The sequence below is a fragment of the Cellulomonas edaphi genome (assembly GCF_030362815.1).
Taxonomy (GTDB): Bacteria; Actinomycetota; Actinomycetes; order Actinomycetales; family Cellulomonadaceae; genus Cellulomonas; species Cellulomonas edaphi.
Window position 1 is genome coordinate 1,045,451 of the sequence record NZ_JAUCGR010000002.1, and the last position, 14,249, is coordinate 1,059,699.

At 74.1% G+C, this 14,249-nt stretch carries 17 protein-coding genes; 5 read left to right on the forward strand and 12 right to left on the reverse strand.

What is annotated here, in order from left to right; all coding sequences use genetic code 11:
• Positions 1 to 50 precede the first annotated feature (50 nt).
• On the forward strand, positions 51 to 1,088 hold the full coding sequence (locus QRT05_RS10955; RefSeq protein ID WP_289447265.1) for a LacI family DNA-binding transcriptional regulator: 1,038 nt from the start codon (positions 51 to 53) through the stop codon (positions 1,086 to 1,088).
• A gap of 69 nt (positions 1,089 to 1,157) precedes the next feature.
• Here the strand turns inward: QRT05_RS10955 and QRT05_RS10960 are convergent, their stop codons facing one another.
• Genes QRT05_RS10960 through QRT05_RS10970 form a run of 3 tightly spaced genes read right to left on the reverse strand, consistent with a single transcriptional unit; the run spans position 1,158 to position 3,630 of the window.
• Entirely contained in the window at positions 1,158 to 1,439 is a 282-nt protein-coding gene (locus QRT05_RS10960; protein WP_289447266.1) for a hypothetical protein, read from the reverse strand.
• Between the two features lie 32 nt (positions 1,440 to 1,471).
• On the reverse strand, positions 1,472 to 3,172 hold the full coding sequence (locus tag QRT05_RS10965; protein WP_289447267.1) for an alpha-glucosidase: 1,701 nt from the start codon (positions 3,170 to 3,172) through the stop codon (positions 1,472 to 1,474).
• Positions 3,169 to 3,630: a hypothetical protein gene (locus QRT05_RS10970; RefSeq protein WP_289447268.1), complete on the reverse strand. Its 462-nt coding sequence runs from the start codon at positions 3,628 to 3,630 to the stop codon at positions 3,169 to 3,171. The genes QRT05_RS10965 and QRT05_RS10970 overlap by 4 nt, the downstream gene beginning before the upstream one ends.
• 222 nt (positions 3,631 to 3,852) lie before the next feature.
• On the opposite strand from QRT05_RS10970, the gene QRT05_RS10975 reads away from it, so the two are divergent.
• Positions 3,853 to 4,350 (forward strand): DUF427 domain-containing protein, encoded by a 498-nt coding sequence (locus QRT05_RS10975; protein WP_289447269.1) that lies wholly within the window; start codon positions 3,853 to 3,855, stop codon positions 4,348 to 4,350.
• 12 nt (positions 4,351 to 4,362) lie between these two features.
• On the opposite strand, the gene QRT05_RS10980 is transcribed toward QRT05_RS10975, so the two are convergent.
• The 4 genes from QRT05_RS10980 to QRT05_RS10995 all read right to left on the reverse strand — a co-directional run bounded on the left by QRT05_RS10980 (position 4,363) and on the right by QRT05_RS10995 (position 7,411).
• Positions 4,363 to 4,851, reverse strand: a complete 489-nt coding sequence (locus QRT05_RS10980) for a beta-class carbonic anhydrase (protein WP_289447270.1) — start codon at positions 4,849 to 4,851, stop codon at positions 4,363 to 4,365.
• Between the two features lie 79 nt (positions 4,852 to 4,930).
• A complete protein-coding gene (locus QRT05_RS10985; RefSeq protein WP_289447271.1) occupies positions 4,931 to 5,686 on the reverse strand; it encodes a class F sortase in 756 nt (251 codons plus the stop codon).
• On the reverse strand, positions 5,686 to 6,480 hold the full coding sequence (locus tag QRT05_RS10990; protein ID WP_289447272.1) for a CHRD domain-containing protein: 795 nt from the start codon (positions 6,478 to 6,480) through the stop codon (positions 5,686 to 5,688). Before QRT05_RS10990 ends, QRT05_RS10985 begins: the two co-directional genes overlap by 1 nt.
• 133 nt (positions 6,481 to 6,613) lie before the next feature.
• Entirely contained in the window at positions 6,614 to 7,411 is a 798-nt protein-coding gene (locus QRT05_RS10995) for a M15 family metallopeptidase (RefSeq protein ID WP_289447273.1), read from the reverse strand.
• Positions 7,412 to 7,454: 43 nt separating this feature from the next.
• Here QRT05_RS10995 and QRT05_RS11000 point away from each other — a divergent pair, with 43 nt between their 5' ends.
• Genes QRT05_RS11000 through QRT05_RS11010 form a run of 3 tightly spaced genes read left to right on the forward strand, consistent with a single transcriptional unit; the run spans position 7,455 to position 9,191 of the window.
• On the forward strand, positions 7,455 to 7,844 hold the full coding sequence (locus QRT05_RS11000) for a nuclear transport factor 2 family protein (RefSeq protein ID WP_289447274.1): 390 nt from the start codon (positions 7,455 to 7,457) through the stop codon (positions 7,842 to 7,844).
• Positions 7,834 to 8,607: an alpha/beta hydrolase family protein gene (locus QRT05_RS11005; protein ID WP_289447275.1), complete on the forward strand. Its 774-nt coding sequence runs from the start codon at positions 7,834 to 7,836 to the stop codon at positions 8,605 to 8,607. Before QRT05_RS11000 ends, QRT05_RS11005 begins: the two co-directional genes overlap by 11 nt.
• Positions 8,604 to 9,191, forward strand: a complete 588-nt coding sequence (locus tag QRT05_RS11010) for a mycothiol transferase (RefSeq protein WP_289447276.1) — start codon at positions 8,604 to 8,606, stop codon at positions 9,189 to 9,191. The genes QRT05_RS11005 and QRT05_RS11010 overlap by 4 nt, the downstream gene beginning before the upstream one ends.
• Here QRT05_RS11010 and QRT05_RS11015 read toward each other — a convergent pair.
• From QRT05_RS11015 to QRT05_RS11035, 5 genes are all read right to left on the reverse strand, one after another.
• A complete protein-coding gene (locus QRT05_RS11015) occupies positions 9,185 to 10,141 on the reverse strand; it encodes a helix-turn-helix transcriptional regulator (protein WP_289447277.1) in 957 nt (318 codons plus the stop codon). The two genes, QRT05_RS11010 and QRT05_RS11015, sit on opposite strands and share 7 nt — an antisense overlap.
• 32 nt (positions 10,142 to 10,173) lie before the next feature.
• On the reverse strand, positions 10,174 to 10,569 hold the full coding sequence (locus QRT05_RS11020) for an HNH endonuclease (RefSeq protein WP_289447278.1): 396 nt from the start codon (positions 10,567 to 10,569) through the stop codon (positions 10,174 to 10,176).
• A gap of 36 nt (positions 10,570 to 10,605) precedes the next feature.
• Positions 10,606 to 11,097: a hypothetical protein gene (locus tag QRT05_RS11025; RefSeq protein ID WP_289447279.1), complete on the reverse strand. Its 492-nt coding sequence runs from the start codon at positions 11,095 to 11,097 to the stop codon at positions 10,606 to 10,608.
• Positions 11,094 to 11,513 carry a Fur family transcriptional regulator gene (locus tag QRT05_RS11030; protein WP_289447280.1) on the reverse strand — a complete coding sequence of 140 codons (420 nt, stop codon included), beginning with the start codon at positions 11,511 to 11,513 and terminating at the stop codon, positions 11,094 to 11,096. The genes QRT05_RS11025 and QRT05_RS11030 overlap by 4 nt, the downstream gene beginning before the upstream one ends.
• Before the next feature lie 72 nt (positions 11,514 to 11,585).
• Positions 11,586 to 14,210 carry an AAA family ATPase gene (locus tag QRT05_RS11035; protein WP_289447281.1) on the reverse strand — a complete coding sequence of 875 codons (2,625 nt, stop codon included), beginning with the start codon at positions 14,208 to 14,210 and terminating at the stop codon, positions 11,586 to 11,588.
• Positions 14,211 to 14,249 lie beyond the last annotated feature (39 nt).

Below are 14,249 nucleotides of genomic sequence, written 5' to 3' on the forward strand. Positions count from 1 at the left end.
TGCGGCAACGACGCTGGATGTTCACGTGAACATCGTCTATCGTCGGCGCCGTGGCAGCACCCACGAGCAACCCTGCGGCGCGGCGCCGTCCGGGCCCGTCGATCGGCGACGTCGCCCGGCTCTCCGGCGTCTCGGCCCAGACCGTCTCGCGCGTGGCCAACGAGGCGCCGAACGTGCTCCCGGCCACCCGTCAGCGCGTGCTCGCGGCCATGGAGCAGCTCGGCTACTCGCCCAACCGCGCGGCGCGCGCGCTGCGCACCGGCAGCTTCGCCACGATCGGCGTCGTGGTGCACCGGCTCGCCCGCACCGGCGAGTCCTCGACGGTCGACGCGATCGTGGAGGCGGCACGGCGCGAGGGCTACACGGTCAACCTCGTCGACGTCGCGTCCCCGTCGTCGGACGACGTCATGGCCGCGCTGCGGCAGCTCAGCAACCAGAGCGTGGACGGCCTGGTGATCGTCCGCGCCGAGACCACGACGCCCACCAGCCTGGCCCTGCCGGGTCGCACCCCCGTGGTCGTCGCGGACTCACGGTTCGTCGGCCACCACCCGTCGGTGGGCGCCGACCAGCTCGCGGGGGCGGCCCGCGCGGTCGAGCACCTGCTGGAGCTCGGGCACGACACCGTGCACCTCCTCGCCGGTCCGCCGGAGTCCGGCCCGGCGCAGCTGCGCGCGACGGGATGGCGCGCGGCGCTGGAGCGGGCCGGTCGCGAGGTCCCGTCCGCCGCGCAGGGCGACTGGTCGGCGCGCTCCGGCTACGACGCGGGTCGCCACCTCGCGGCCGACCCTGCCGTGGCCGCCGTGTTCTGCGCCAACGACGAGATGGCGGCCGGGCTGCTGCACGCCCTGCACGAGGCAGGGCGGAGCGTCCCCGGCGACGTGTCGGTGGTGGGCTTCGACGACATCCCCCTGGCCCGCCACCTCTGGCCGCCGCTGACGACGGTGCGACAGGACTTCGCCCAGGTCGGTCAGGAGCTGGTGCGCCTGCTGGTCGAGCAGATCCGTGACCCCGCGGCCTTCGTCACGCGGAACGTCGTGGTGCCCGCTCCCCTCATCGTGCGCAGCAGCACCGCGCCGCCCGCACGGTGAGCCCGCTCGGGGCGATGGGCGCCGGGCGCGCGCTCGGGGCGGTTGGCGGCGGGCGTCGGGCGGCCGCGCTCAGCGGGACGCGCGCTCGGGGCCGACGAGCCAGCTGACCGAGCGCGCCACGTCCCCCGCGCGCAGCCACTCGTGCCGTTCGGAGCGGGGGTCCCGCTCGTCGTCCCGCCACGCCACCATCACGTGCGTGCTCGTCCACCGGACGGCACGCGCCGGCCGCCACTCCTCGGTCCCGTCCGTCCACACCACGCGGACGATGACGGGCACGTCGCCCGTGGGGCGCAGCGGGACGTGCTCCGGGATCTCCCGGTTGGCGACGAGCCGTTCGGTGGGGGGACTCACCCGGGCATCGTATCGAACATCTGTTCGACCAGTCACGCCTCCCTCAGCGCGACCACGGCCGCCCACGGGCCGAGCGTCGCCTCGCCACCGAGCTGTACGCCGGTCACGTTGGCCAGCAGCACGTGCTCGTCCGACCACCCCGGCTCGAGCGAGAGCCGTACCGGCTCCGGCCCCAGGTTCGCGGCGACCAGCAGTCGGTGTCCCTCGTACCGGCGCTCGTAGACGTAGGCGTGCGCGTGCTCGGGGTGCAGCATCCGGAAGTCGCCGTGCGCGACCACCGGCAGCCGGTGGCGGAGCTCGATCAGACGCCGGTAGTGCTCGAACACGGACTCGGGGTCGTCGTACTGGCTCGCCGCGTTGAGCCACGTGTGGTTGGGGTTGACCGCGATCCACGGCTCGCCCGTGGTGAAACCTGCCTGTGGCGAGCCGTCCCACTGCATCGGGGTGCGGGCGTTGTCGCGGCCCATCGCACGCAGCCCGCGCAGGACGTCGCGTGGCGAGTGACCGAGCGCCGTGGCGCTGGCCCAGTAGTTGAGCGCCTCGACGTCGCGCACGTCCTCGATACCGGCGAAGGGCGCGTTGGTCATGCCCAGCTCCTCGCCCTGGTAGACGTACGGCGTCCCGCGGTGCAGGTGCAGCACCGTCGCGAGCGCGGTCGCCGACTCGCGCCACCAGCGCTGGTCGTCGCCGAACCGCGACACCACGCGCGGCTGGTCGTGGTTGTTCCAGTACAGGCTGTTCCAGCCCACGGTGCCGAGCTCGGTCTGCCACCGCCCCAGCGACGCCTTGAGGTCGCGCAGGTCGAGCGGCACGGGGTCGAACTTGCCGCCCACGCCGTGGTCCAGCCCGACGTGCTCGAACTGGAACACCATGTCGAGCTCACCGCGTGCAGGGTCTGTGAACAGCCGCGCCTGCTCCCACGTGACCCCCGGCATCTCGCCGACCGTGAGGAACTGGCCGTCGCGCCCGGCGAACACCTCCCGGTGCATCTCCTGCAGGTGCTCGTGCACCCGCGGCCTGGTCGCGTAGTGCGGCGAGCCGTCGCCGAACCCGCCGCGGGTCGGCGGGCCGTCCGGCAGCGCGGGGTCCTTGCTCAGCAGGTTGATGACGTCCATCCGGAAGCCGTCGACGCCGCGGTCGAGCCACCACCGCATCATGGCGTACACCGCCTGCCTGACCTGCGGGTTCTCCCAGTTGAGGTCGGGCTGCTTGCGGTCGAACAGGTGCAGGTAGTACTCGCCCGTGGCGCGGTCCAGCTCCCACGTCGACCCCGAGAAGAACGACTCCCAGTTGGTGGGCTCCGCGCCCGGGTCGCCCGCCTGGTAGCCCGCACGCGGCGGACGCCACCAGTACCAGTCCCGCTTCGGGTTGTCGGTCGACGACCGCGACTCGACGAACCACGGATGCTCGTCGGAGGTGTGGTTCACCACCAGGTCCATGAGCACCTTGATGCCGCGTCCGTGCGCCTCCGCGAGCAGCTCGTCGAAGTCGGCGAGCGTGCCGAACAGCGGGTCGATGGCCTGGTAGTCGCTGATGTCGTAGCCGTTGTCGGCCTGCGGCGAGGCGTACACGGGCGAGAGCCACAGCACGTCCACGCCCAGGCGCTCGAGGTGGTCGAGTCGCGCGGCGATACCTCGCAGGTCGCCCACCCCGTCGCCCGACGCGTCGGCGAAGCTGCGCGGGTACACCTGGTAGACCACGGCCGACTTCCACCACTGCTGGTCCCCGCTCACGCCGGCTCACCACCGTGCGTCGCGGCCGGCTGCGCCTCGTGCCCGGGCCGTCCCCGCGTCCGCTCGCGCTCCTTGAGCTGGGCCTCGTAGACGTGCTGACGCCCGCCCAGGGTCGCGTCCCGGACCGAGCGCTCGGCGTCGGCGAACGCGCGGTAGTAGCCCGCGTCAAACTCCTCGACGAGCTGGAACGTCCAGCGCCCGTCGATCACGTTCCTGCCGACGACGTCCGTGCGCAGCACCTCCGCGAGGTCGGCGCGCCCGGCGGTCTCGAGCTGATCCAGGGCCTCGACGAGCTCCTTGTCGGCCCGGCCGACGAGCCGGTGGAAGGCGTAGAGCATGCCGCGGGCGTGCTCGATCACCTCGAAGGCGGCGGTGACTCCTCCCACCGCCTCGACGAGCTGGTCGGAGACGCCCGCGGGGGCGGTGTGGTCGGCGTCCGGGCCGTCGTGTGAGGTCATCGCCCCATCGTCACCCGGACGGCGCCACGCCGCGCGGCCGGCCTGCCCGCACGACCGGGGCGCCACAGGCCTGCGCGCCCGGCCCGCGCTCCGCGCCCGCCCGTCGGTCGAGGAGCCCCGGCCCTGCCCGCCCGTCGGTCGAGGAGCCCCGGCCCTGCCCGCCCGGCGGCGAGCGGCTGCGACCGGCTGCGCCCCGCGCGGGGCGGACGTACCGTCGACGCCGTGACCCGTCCCGACCCCGTCCCCGCCGCGCCCGGGCAGGAGTCCGTGTGGGACTACCCGCGCCCCCCACGAGTCGAGCGCTGCACCGCCGAGCTCGTGATCGAGCTCGGCGGCGAGGTGGTCGCCCGGACCACGTCGGCGTGGCGCGTGCTCGAGACGAGCCACCCACCGACGTACTACCTGCCGCGCGAGGCCTTCGCCGCGGGGGCGCTGCAGCCCGCCGACGGCGCCTCCTGGTGCGAGTGGAAGGGCGAGGCGGCCTACCTCGACGTCGTCGGCGGATCGGTCGTCGCGCCGCGTGCCGGGTGGACCTATCCGCACCCGTCGCCCGGGTACGAGGTGCTCGCCGACGCCGTCGCCGTCATGCCCGGAGCCATGGACCGGTGCACGGTCGACGGCGAGGTGGTGCGTGCGCAGGAGGGCGGCTTCTACGGTGGGTGGATCACCTCGGGCGTCGTCGGACCGTTCAAGGGCGGACCGGGCACCTGGGGCTGGTGAGCCCTGCGCCGGCTACTCGACCTCGGTCAGCAGCCCGGTCGCGACGTCGAACACGAAACCCCGCACGGAGTCGGTGTGGGGGACGAACGGGCTCGCCTTGATGCGCGCCACGGACTGCCGGACGTCCACGCCCAGGTCGCCGAACGCCTCGGCCGACCACGGCGGCTTGATGCCCGTCTCCTGCTGGATGGACGCCTTGAACTCGTCGTCCGTGAACGTCAGCATCCCGCAGTCCGTGTGGTGGATCAGGATGATCTCGCGCGTGCCGAGCAGCCGCTGGCTGATCGCGAGCGAGCGGATCTCGTCGTCGGTCACCACGCCCCCGGCGTTGCGGATCACGTGCGCCTCGCCGGCGCCCAGCCCCAGCAGGGCGTAGACGTCCAGGCGCGCGTCCATGCAGGCCACCACGGCGACGTGCTTCGACGGCGGCAGGGGCAGGGGGCCGGTGAAGGTCTCGGCGTAGGCACGGTTGTTGCTCAGGTACTCGTCCGTGACGGACATGGTTCCTCCTGGTCGCAGTCCCCCCGTCGGTCTGACGGTAGCGAAATTCCGACCGAAGCGCTCGGGCATTCACCAGCATTCACTCTTGGTGTGCGAAGACCACGGTGTTGTCGACGTAGTGGCCGGTGCCGCGGTCGAACGCGCCGCCGCAGGTGATCAGCCGGAGCTCGGGGCGAGACGTGTTCGCGTAGACCTTGGTCACCGGGAAGTTCGACTTCGGGTACGACGCCACGCCGTCGACGACGAAGTGCACCTTCGAGCCGTCGGCGCGGGTCACCGTGACCCGCGCGCCCTTGGCGATGGCGCCGAGCTGGTGGAAGACCGACGGTCCGTCGGGGCCGTCGACATGCCCCTCGATCACGGCCGGGCCGACCGCGCCCGGTCGGGGCGAACCGTCGAACCACGCCGCACGGTCGTAGTGCGGGCCCCTCGCGGGGACGGCGATCGTGCCGTCGTCGGCCAGCCCCAGTGTCAGGAGCTTCGAGGAGATCCGGAGCGACGGGATCGAGACCTCGACCGGCCGGGGCACCTTCTTCACGGGGGCGGGGGCACGCGTCGCGCTCGTGGGCGATGCCGGCGCAGGCGGTGCCGGCGCGGGCGGTGCCGGCGCGGGCGGTGCGGCCGGCGTGGTGGCGGGAGCCGGCGCCTCGGCCGCCGCCGGCACGGGCGGGGCCGGCTGCTGGTCGTGGAGACCCACCAGCACGGCCGCCGAGCCCCCGAGGAGCAGGGCGGTGCCCAGCACCGTCGCGACGGTGCGACGGCGCCCGGCCCCGGGCGGGCCCGCCGGGCCTTGCCGGTCGTGCACCTCCCGGGCCCGGGCGTCGTCGCCGGCCATCAGTCGTTGACGGTGACGTCGGCCGTGGTACGGCGGCGGCGAGCGATCAGCAGACCGCCCACCACGAGGGCGGCGCTGCCTGCGACGAGCAGTCCGCCGTCCTGGACGCCGGCCGTCGAGCCGCTCCCGGTCTGCGCGCCACCGGACGGCGTGGCGGACATCTGCGAGACCTCGAGCACGCCGCACAGCGCCGGGTCGGTGGCCTCGGTCGGCAGCGTCGGGTCGAGGTCCGACTTGGTGTCGCCGTCGTACTTGCCGTCGTGGTTGTGGTCGACGCCGTGGATCACGACGGCGGACTGCCCCGCGACGATCGCCTTGGCGACGTCGTCGGAGACCTTGATCGAGCCACGCTGGTAGTTGATCTTCCCGCCCTTGGCGGTGTCGAAGCGGTCGACCGCCAGGCCGGACTTCGGCGAGGTGTCACCCGTCTTCGTGAGCGAGACGACGATGTCCCCGTACGCCGGGCCGCCCTCGCTGGTGTTCAGCGTGCCGTCGCCGCTCGCGTCGTCGCTCGCGGCCGGGCACTCGTGCCGCGCCTCGGCGCCGAAGTGGATGTGCGCGGCGTGCGGGCTGTCCGGCAGCAGGCCGTCGGCCGTGAACGTGACGGTCAGGACGCCGTCCTTGATGGTCGTCATGGCCATGCCGGAACCGTCGACGCCGTTCAGGGCGACGGGCTGCAGGTTGGCCTCGTTGGACCCGTCGCTGGACGCGGCGGATGCGGGCATCGCCATCGCGAGCATGGCCGCCAGGGACAGGGCGGGAGCTGCAAGTGCGACGCGCTTGGTGGTCTTCATGATGTCGTTCCCCTCGGTTCGTCCTGGTGGAGGCCACCAGGAGTCGTTCCCGGAACGCCGCACGTCGTGCGGCCTCGTACGGGGAGTTCGGCGCGGGCGTGCGCGCGGATGGGTGCGGACGGGGAGCAACCGGTCAGCGGTAGTCCGGTCCGCCGTCCACGTCGAAGACCTCTTCGAGGGTCGTCACACCCTCGGCCGCCATGTGGGCGGTCAGGCCACGGCCCACCCAGCGCAGGTGCCACGCCTCGGGTGAGTACCCGGTCACGGCCTGGTTGGCCCGGGTGTACCGCACCAGGAAGCCGTACTCGCCAGCGTGCTCGGCGATCCACCGGCCTTCCGGTGTCCGGGCGAAGCAGGTGGTGAAGTCGCAGTCCGGAGACGTCGCGCTGCCCAGGTCCACGGCGAGGCCGGTCTGGTGCTCGCTGTACCCGGGACGCGCGGAGTACCGCTCGGCGTGGTCCCGCCCGTGGATGGCGAGCATGTTGCCGAAGATGCGCTCCTGGTAGGCGTACGAGCGGTAGCCGCTCTGCATCGTCAGCTCGACGCCGTCGGACGCGGCGGCGTCGACCATGTCCCGCAGGTCCCGGACCACCTTCTCGCGCACCTTCTCGCCCTCGAACCCGACCAGGTCGTCGGGGGCGTACCGGACCGGGTCGAGCCGGTGGTGCTTGTTCGCCACCACCCACGGGCTCGCCGGGTCGGTCGTCGAGTGGGCGGTGAGATCGAACGCGGGCGTCGGGGAGGGGGTCGGACTCACCGGTGCGCGAGACACGGTCGCGGTGGGCGCCGCCCGCGAGGGGGTGGGCGAGTCGAGGGCGTCACCGCGGTGCTGGTCCTGTGCCCGCCCGACGGACCACGCCGCCCCGGCGCCGACCAGCAGGGCCGCCACGACGACGGCCGCACCCAGGGCGCGAGGCGGTCGGTGGCTCACGGGGGTCACGGTATCCCGGGCGCGCCGGTGCCATGATCGGCGCATGACCACGCCGGACCCGCTGGAGTTCGCCGCCGCCTGGGTAGCCGCCTGGAACGCCCACGACCTCGAGGCCGTTCTTTCTCACTTCCGCGAGGACGTCGTGTTCACCTCGCCGGTCGCCACACGCGTGGTGCCCGACTCCGGTGGCGTGATCCGCGGCAAGGGCGCGCTGCGCGCGTACTGGACACGCGGCCTCGAGCTGATCCCCGACCTCCGCTTCTCGGTGGAGCGGGTGTTCGCGGGCGTGGACGTGCTGGTCATCAGCTATCGCAACCAGCGCGGCGCCCTCGTGGACGAGGTGCTCGTGTTCCGCGACGGGCTGGTGATCGAGGGCCACGGGACGTACCTCACGGGCGACGACAACCCGGCCGGGGTCGTCGATGCAGCCTGACGTCGTCGTCCCGTACGGCCCGCACGCCGACCAGGTGGTGGACCTGCACCTGCCCGACCGACGCGACGCGCCGCTCGTCTGCCTGCTGCACGGCGGGTTCTGGCGCGCGGCGTACGACCGCATGCACGTCCGCGTGGTGGTCGACGCCCTCACGGCGGCCGGCTACGCGGTGGCGAACGTCGAGTACCGGCGCGTCGGCTCCGGCGGCGGCTGGCCGGGCACGTTCGACGACGTCGCGGCCGCGCTCGACGCCGTCCCCGCGATGCTCGCCGAACGTCTCCCGGGCCGCGCCAACACGGGCTCAATCGTGTACGTCGGACACTCGGCCGGTGGGCACCTCGCCCTGTGGGCGGCGCTGCGCTCCCCCGCGCCGCGCGTGCTCGGGGTGGTGCCCCTGGCGCCGGTCGCGGACCTCGGAGCCGCCCACGCGCTCGGCCTGAGCCGCGGCGCCGTCTCCGAGCTCCTGGGCGGTTCCCCCACGGACGTGCCCGACCGGTACTCGGCCGCGGACCCGATGGCGCTCGGCCGGCCACACGCCCGCGCGGTGGTGCTGCACGGCGAGCGCGACGACGTCGCACCGCTCGCTCTCTCGCAGGCCTACGCAGCGCGCACCGGCGTCGAGCTCCGTGCGTTGCCGGGCATCGGCCACTTCGAGCTCATCGATCCGACGTCGAGCGCATGGCCGGCCGTGCGGACGGCGATCGACGACGTGGCACAATCAGGACGCGAACCGTCCGGAATGGGTCCTACGGTCGCCCCATGACGAAGATCGCACCGTGGGAGACGCCCCTCGCCCGGAGCGAGGTCGACCACCTGGTCGGCTCGCTCGACCTCATGCGCACGACGTTCCGCTGGAAGGCCGACGGGCTCGACGCCGCCGGCCTCGCCGCGACCGTCGGCGCCTCCACCCTGACGCTCGGCGGCCTGCTCAAGCACCTGGCCGCCGTCGAGGACACCACGTTCTCGTGGAAGCTGGCGGGCCAGCACCCGGGCCCGATCTGGCACCCGGAGACGTGGGAGGAGACGCACTCCGAGCTCCTGGCCGCAGGGGACGACGAACCCGCCGCCCTGTACGCCGTCTGGGACGGCGCGGTCGCCCGCTCGCACGACCGGCTCGAGCGCGCGCTCGACGGCGGAGGTCTCGACCAGCTGGTCGCGGACACCTACGACGACGGCAGCCACCCCAGCCTGCGCCGCCTGCTGCTCGACCTCATCCAGGAGTACGCGCGCCACGCCGGCCACGCCGACCTGCTCCGCGAGACCGTGGACGGCCGGGTCGGCGAGGACCCGCCGCTCGACTGGCGACCCGCCTCCGGCGGACCGCTCACCTGGATCCGCGCCTACTGAGGGTCCGTGGCGGCGAGCAGCCGGCGCCCGACGCTCCGCACGCACGCGACCAGCTCCGGGCCGCCGAGGACGCGCAGCGGCACGGGCACGTCGGCGAGGCGCGCCGCGTACCAGGGCGGGTTGCTGGTGGTCGCGACGAGCCGGCACGACGAGCCGTCGACCGGCTCGAGCCGCCCGAGGTCACGGGGCAGCCACGTCTGCGCCCGGTGGGCGGGAGCGGCGACGACGACGTCGACCGCGTACTCCCACCCGACCGCGAGGTGCGCCTCGAGCTCGGCGACCGCGTCGAGGCCCACCGGTGGCTTGAACGCGTCGGCGAGGACGTGGACCGACGTCACCCGGTCCACCCGGCAGGTCCGCCGAGCATCCACGGCATGCGAGTGGCACAGCAGGTACCAGCGCCCGTGCCGGACCACCACCGCCCAGGGATCCACGTCCGCCGTCCATGTCCGACCGGACTCCGAGCGGTACTCCACCCGGACCCGTCGCCCGGCCGCGCACGCCTGCACCAGCGCCGACGCGGTCGCGGGATCCGGCCGCGCCGCACCCCGGTCCGGCACGGGCGATGCGACGTCGCGCACCGCGCGGACCGGGTCGGCCAGCGCCTCGGGGAGGGACCGGACGATCTTCCCGAGCGCGGAGCCGACCGGCGCGGAAGGGTCGTCGGCCGCGTGGTGCCCGTCCAGGACGGCCATGACGAGGGCCATCGCCTCGGTCGCGGTGAACACCAGCGGCGGCGGGCGCACGCCGCGGCCCAGCCGGTAGCCGCCGTACGGGCCGCGGACGGCCACCACGGGGATGTCGGCGGCGCGCAGCGTCGCGACGTACCGGCGGGCTGCCCGGTCGGACACCCCGAGACGCTCGGCGATGCGCTCCGCGGTGATCCCGGGAGCAGCCTGGATCAGCTCGAGCGCGGCGAGAGCGCGCGCGGTCGGGTTGCTCTCCCCCACCGAGGCCTCCTTCCGGACGCGATCCGTCCGGGTCAGACGCTACTGCCACCGGCGGCGGTGGGTTCCTCGGCCGGCTCGGAGTCGGCTCCGGCGGCCAGGTCCGCCTGGATGCGCACGTGCCGCTCGAGGAACGACCGCTCGTCGAGCCGTTTGCGCCGCAGCCACCCGGTGACCTCGTCGTTGCACTTGCTCGCGTTGCAGGACGCGCAGGCCGGGGCGATGTTCGCCAGGGTGTACCGGCCGCCGCGCGAGATCGGCAGCACGCAGTCGCGCTGCAACGGCACGTCGCGGGCTCCGCAGTAGGCGCAGCCACCCCACGCGGCGGTCAGCGCGGCCCACTGCGCGGGTGTGAGGTCGTGCTCGACGGCGTCCATCCGCTTCTTGCGGCGGCGCGCGTAGCGGGCCTGGCGCGAACGGGTGGCGGGCATGGGGCCGAGGCTAGCCGTCCGGCCCGCGGTGCCGGGTCAGGCGGGGCGGACCAGCTCCACGTCGGTCAGCCGGCTCTGCGCCGCGCTCCGCACCGCCTGGGTCCGGCCCCCCTCGGCCAGCGCCGCGATGACCGACTGGGTCGGCACGTGATCGATGACCCGGCGCTGCAGCCAGTCGCTCCACGCCATCGCCTCGCCGGTCGTCGCGTTCTCGCCGGCGACGAGCTCGCGCAGGCGGACCGCCTCTGCGGCGCGGCGCACGTGGAAGTCCTGCCGCGGTGGCTCGACGAGCGCGATCCAGTCGTCGGCCGGCTCGTCCGCACGCTGCTCGATGATGCGCAGCACGGCCGACCCGACGATCGCCTCGTCCGTCTCCTCGACCAGCGCCGCACGCAGCGGAGCGAGGTCGGCCAGCCGGTCGACGGCTCGCGCGTACACGGGCCAGACGGCCACATCGAGCGACGCGTCGGCGTCCTGCTCGACCGGCACACCCACCAGGTCCGCGAGCCGCACGAACTCCTCGGTCATCGATTGCCCTCCTGCTCGGCGCGAGCCGCCGCCGCGCAAGCCGCGCACGTGCCGAACAGCTCGAGAGTGTGCGTCACGTCGACGAACCCGTGGCGGCGGGCCGTCGCCGAGACGAAGGCCTCGATGTCCGGGCCCTCGATCTCGACCGTCTTGCCGCACGACCGGCAGACGACGTGGTGGTGGTGCGCGTCGCGCTCGCACCGCCGGTAGAGCGACTCGCCGCTCTCGGTGCGCAGCACGTCGAACTCGCCGCTCTCGGCCATCGCGCTCAGGGCGCGGTAGACGGTGGCCAGGCCGATCTCGGCCCCGCGCTCCTGCAGCAGCGCATGGATCTGCTGGGCGCTGCGGAAGTCGTCGAGATCCTCCATGAGGGCGCCGACGGCAAGCCGCTGGCGCGTCACTCGCTGCCCGGTCATCTCGTCCTCCTGGTCTGCGCGTGCGTGCCGCACGCGCGATGGCGGGACAAGCCTACGGGCCCGCCGGCGCGGTCAGGCATGACCAAGGGCGCCGTCGACGTGGGCGACGTCACGCATCTCGCCGGGCCGACCGAGCCCGAGGCTCGCCGCGTTGCGGACGATCTCCCGACGGCTCGACAAGCCGAGCTTGGCAAGGATCGCGGACACGTGATGGTCGGCGGTCTTCGCCGAGATGTACAGCGCGGTCGCCAGCTCCGCGTTGGTGAGCCCCTGCGCCACGAGGCGCGCGACGTCCAGCTGCCGGTTGGTGAGACCCGAGGGGTTGGCGAGGGTGCCGGGCCGAGGGCGCGAGGGCAGCGCACGCAGGCCGCGGGCCGTGAGCATCGCCCGGGCCCGGGCCGCCGTGGCGGGGACGTCGAGCGCGTCGAGGCGCGCGAGGCCGGCCGCGGCGGTGGCGGCATCGCGGGCGTGGACCTCGGCGACCGCCGCGTCATAGGGGGCGCCGAGGTCTCGCCACGCACGCGCCGCGTCGGCGTGCGCACCGTCGAGCTCGAGCCGGTACGGCTCCGGCAGACCCGCTGTCGGCCCGCCGTCGCCACGGCCGGTACGCGCCAACCAGACGCGCAGGTCACCGACGGCCCACTGCGTGCCCGGCCGTTGCTCCGCGTCGGCGAGGCGACGTGCGACGTCGTCGAGGCGTGCGTCGTCGGCGCGCCCGTGCCACACGCCCTCGGCGACCGCACTGCGCAGCGCGAGGGTGACCAGCGACTCGTCGAGGTCACGCGCGATCTGCTCCGCCGACGCGAGGTGCGCTTCCACCCGGGTGGTGTCCGCCCCGGTGCGGATCGCGAGGAGGGCCGCCACGATGTGGGGCCACACGGCGGTGAGCGGAGCGCCCTGGTCGTCGAGCACGGCAGCCGCGTCCTCGGCAGACGCGGCCCAACGGCCACGAAGGAGATGGAGCCGGGATCGCATGCCCGTCTGCCACTGGCGGCACAGCGCGATGTCGAGGTCCACGGTCATGGGGATGGACGTCGCCAGCACCGCCTCCGCATCGTCGAGCCGTCGGTGCTCGACGTCGAACGCCGACAGGTTCGAGTACGCGGTGGTCGCCACCTCGTCGAACGACCGGCTCAGTGCGGCGTTCGCGGCGTCGACGAGCCTCGTCCGCGCCGACGCGCGGCCCTCGACCAGGTCCGCGCCCGCCTCGGTGATCGCCAGACGCAGGTCCGCCGCCCCCGTCGTCGGCCGGTCCCGCTGCGCGTCGGCGATGGCGCGCGCCTCGTCGACGTCCAGGTGGCGGTAGGCGAGGTACGCCCGGGTCGCGTGCGCGGACGCGAGCGCCTCCGGCCCCGCGCTTGCCGCCGCCGCGGCGTCCGCGTGCCGCTCGGCCTCGCGCCGCTGCGCGGAGTAGTACTCGACGACCGCGCGCCGGTCGTGCGCCACGCTGACGCCGTCGCGGTCCCCCAGCAGCTCGCGGATGCGCAGCGCTTCGTCGATGGAGGTCAGAGCCGCGGGGAGTCGGCTGACCATGTACTGCTCGGTGCTCAGCTGCTCGAGGAGCGTCGCGCGCTGCGCGGTCGCGTCGTCGAGGTGCTCGAGTGCCAGGCTCAAGAACGCGACGGCCTCGGTGTGGGCTCCCGCCGCCGTCGCGTCGGCCGCCGCCAGGATCGCGTACCTGCGTGTGCGCTCCACGTCGCCGCCCGCGGCGGCGTGGTGGGTCAGCACCGCGTCGGATCCAGCCCCGACCTGCTCCCAGGCATCGAGCACGCGCAGGTGCAGCAGGGCGTCGACACCGGGCTCGATGCTGCTTGCGACGGCGAGCCGGGCGAGCTCGTGACGGAACGCGACACCTCGCGGCGAGCGCACGAGAAGTCCGGTCGACTCGAGACGTCGGAGCAAGGGCACGTCAAGCCCGAGGTAGGGCAGCAGACGGTTGTCGAGGACGTCGGGAGCCGTCGCGATCAGCTGCAGCGCGTCCACCTCGGCGGGCGCCAGCCCGGCGGTGCTCGAGAGCACCGCGTCCCGCACGGTCGTCGGGAGGACCTGGCCCGGGTGACGCGCGATCTCGGCGACGAAGAACGGGTTGCCGCCCGTGAGGTCCCGGATCGCCTGGTGGTCGACGCCGTGCTCGCCGACACGCTCGCCGACGAGCGCGCGGACGGCCTCGGCGGACAGCGGCGGCAGCGTGAGGCGCTCGGTCGACTCCATCCTCGCGACGTCGCCGAGGAGTGCGAGCAGCGCGTGGCCGATGGGCACGTCCCGGTACGCGACGACCACGACCACCGGGATGCGCTCGATGCGTCTGACGAGGAAGCGCAGGACCTCGACCGACGCGGCGTCGATCCACTGGGCGTCGTCCACGACGAGGACGCTGGGGGTCGTGGAGACGGTCGCGGCGAAGTCCGCCTCGGCGCCGAGCAGGGTCTCCGCCGACGCCGGACCGTCGATCCCGGCCACGACGTCGCGGATCGGCCCGAGCGGGCGCGGCGTCGAGAGCGGGTCGCAGCGGGCGGCGAGCACGCGCAGGCCCGCCGGTCGTGCCGCGAGCGCGGCACCGACGACGCTCGTCTTTCCGGCGCCCGCAGCCCCCGCGATCGTGACGACCGTGCCCGACGCCGAACCATCGGTCCGCAGGACACGCTCCATCGCTCGTCCGAGCGCATCGAGCTGCGGCGCGCGCTCGAACAGCCCCACGGCGCCATGGTAGACGCCGGGGGCCGTCCGAGAACCGGG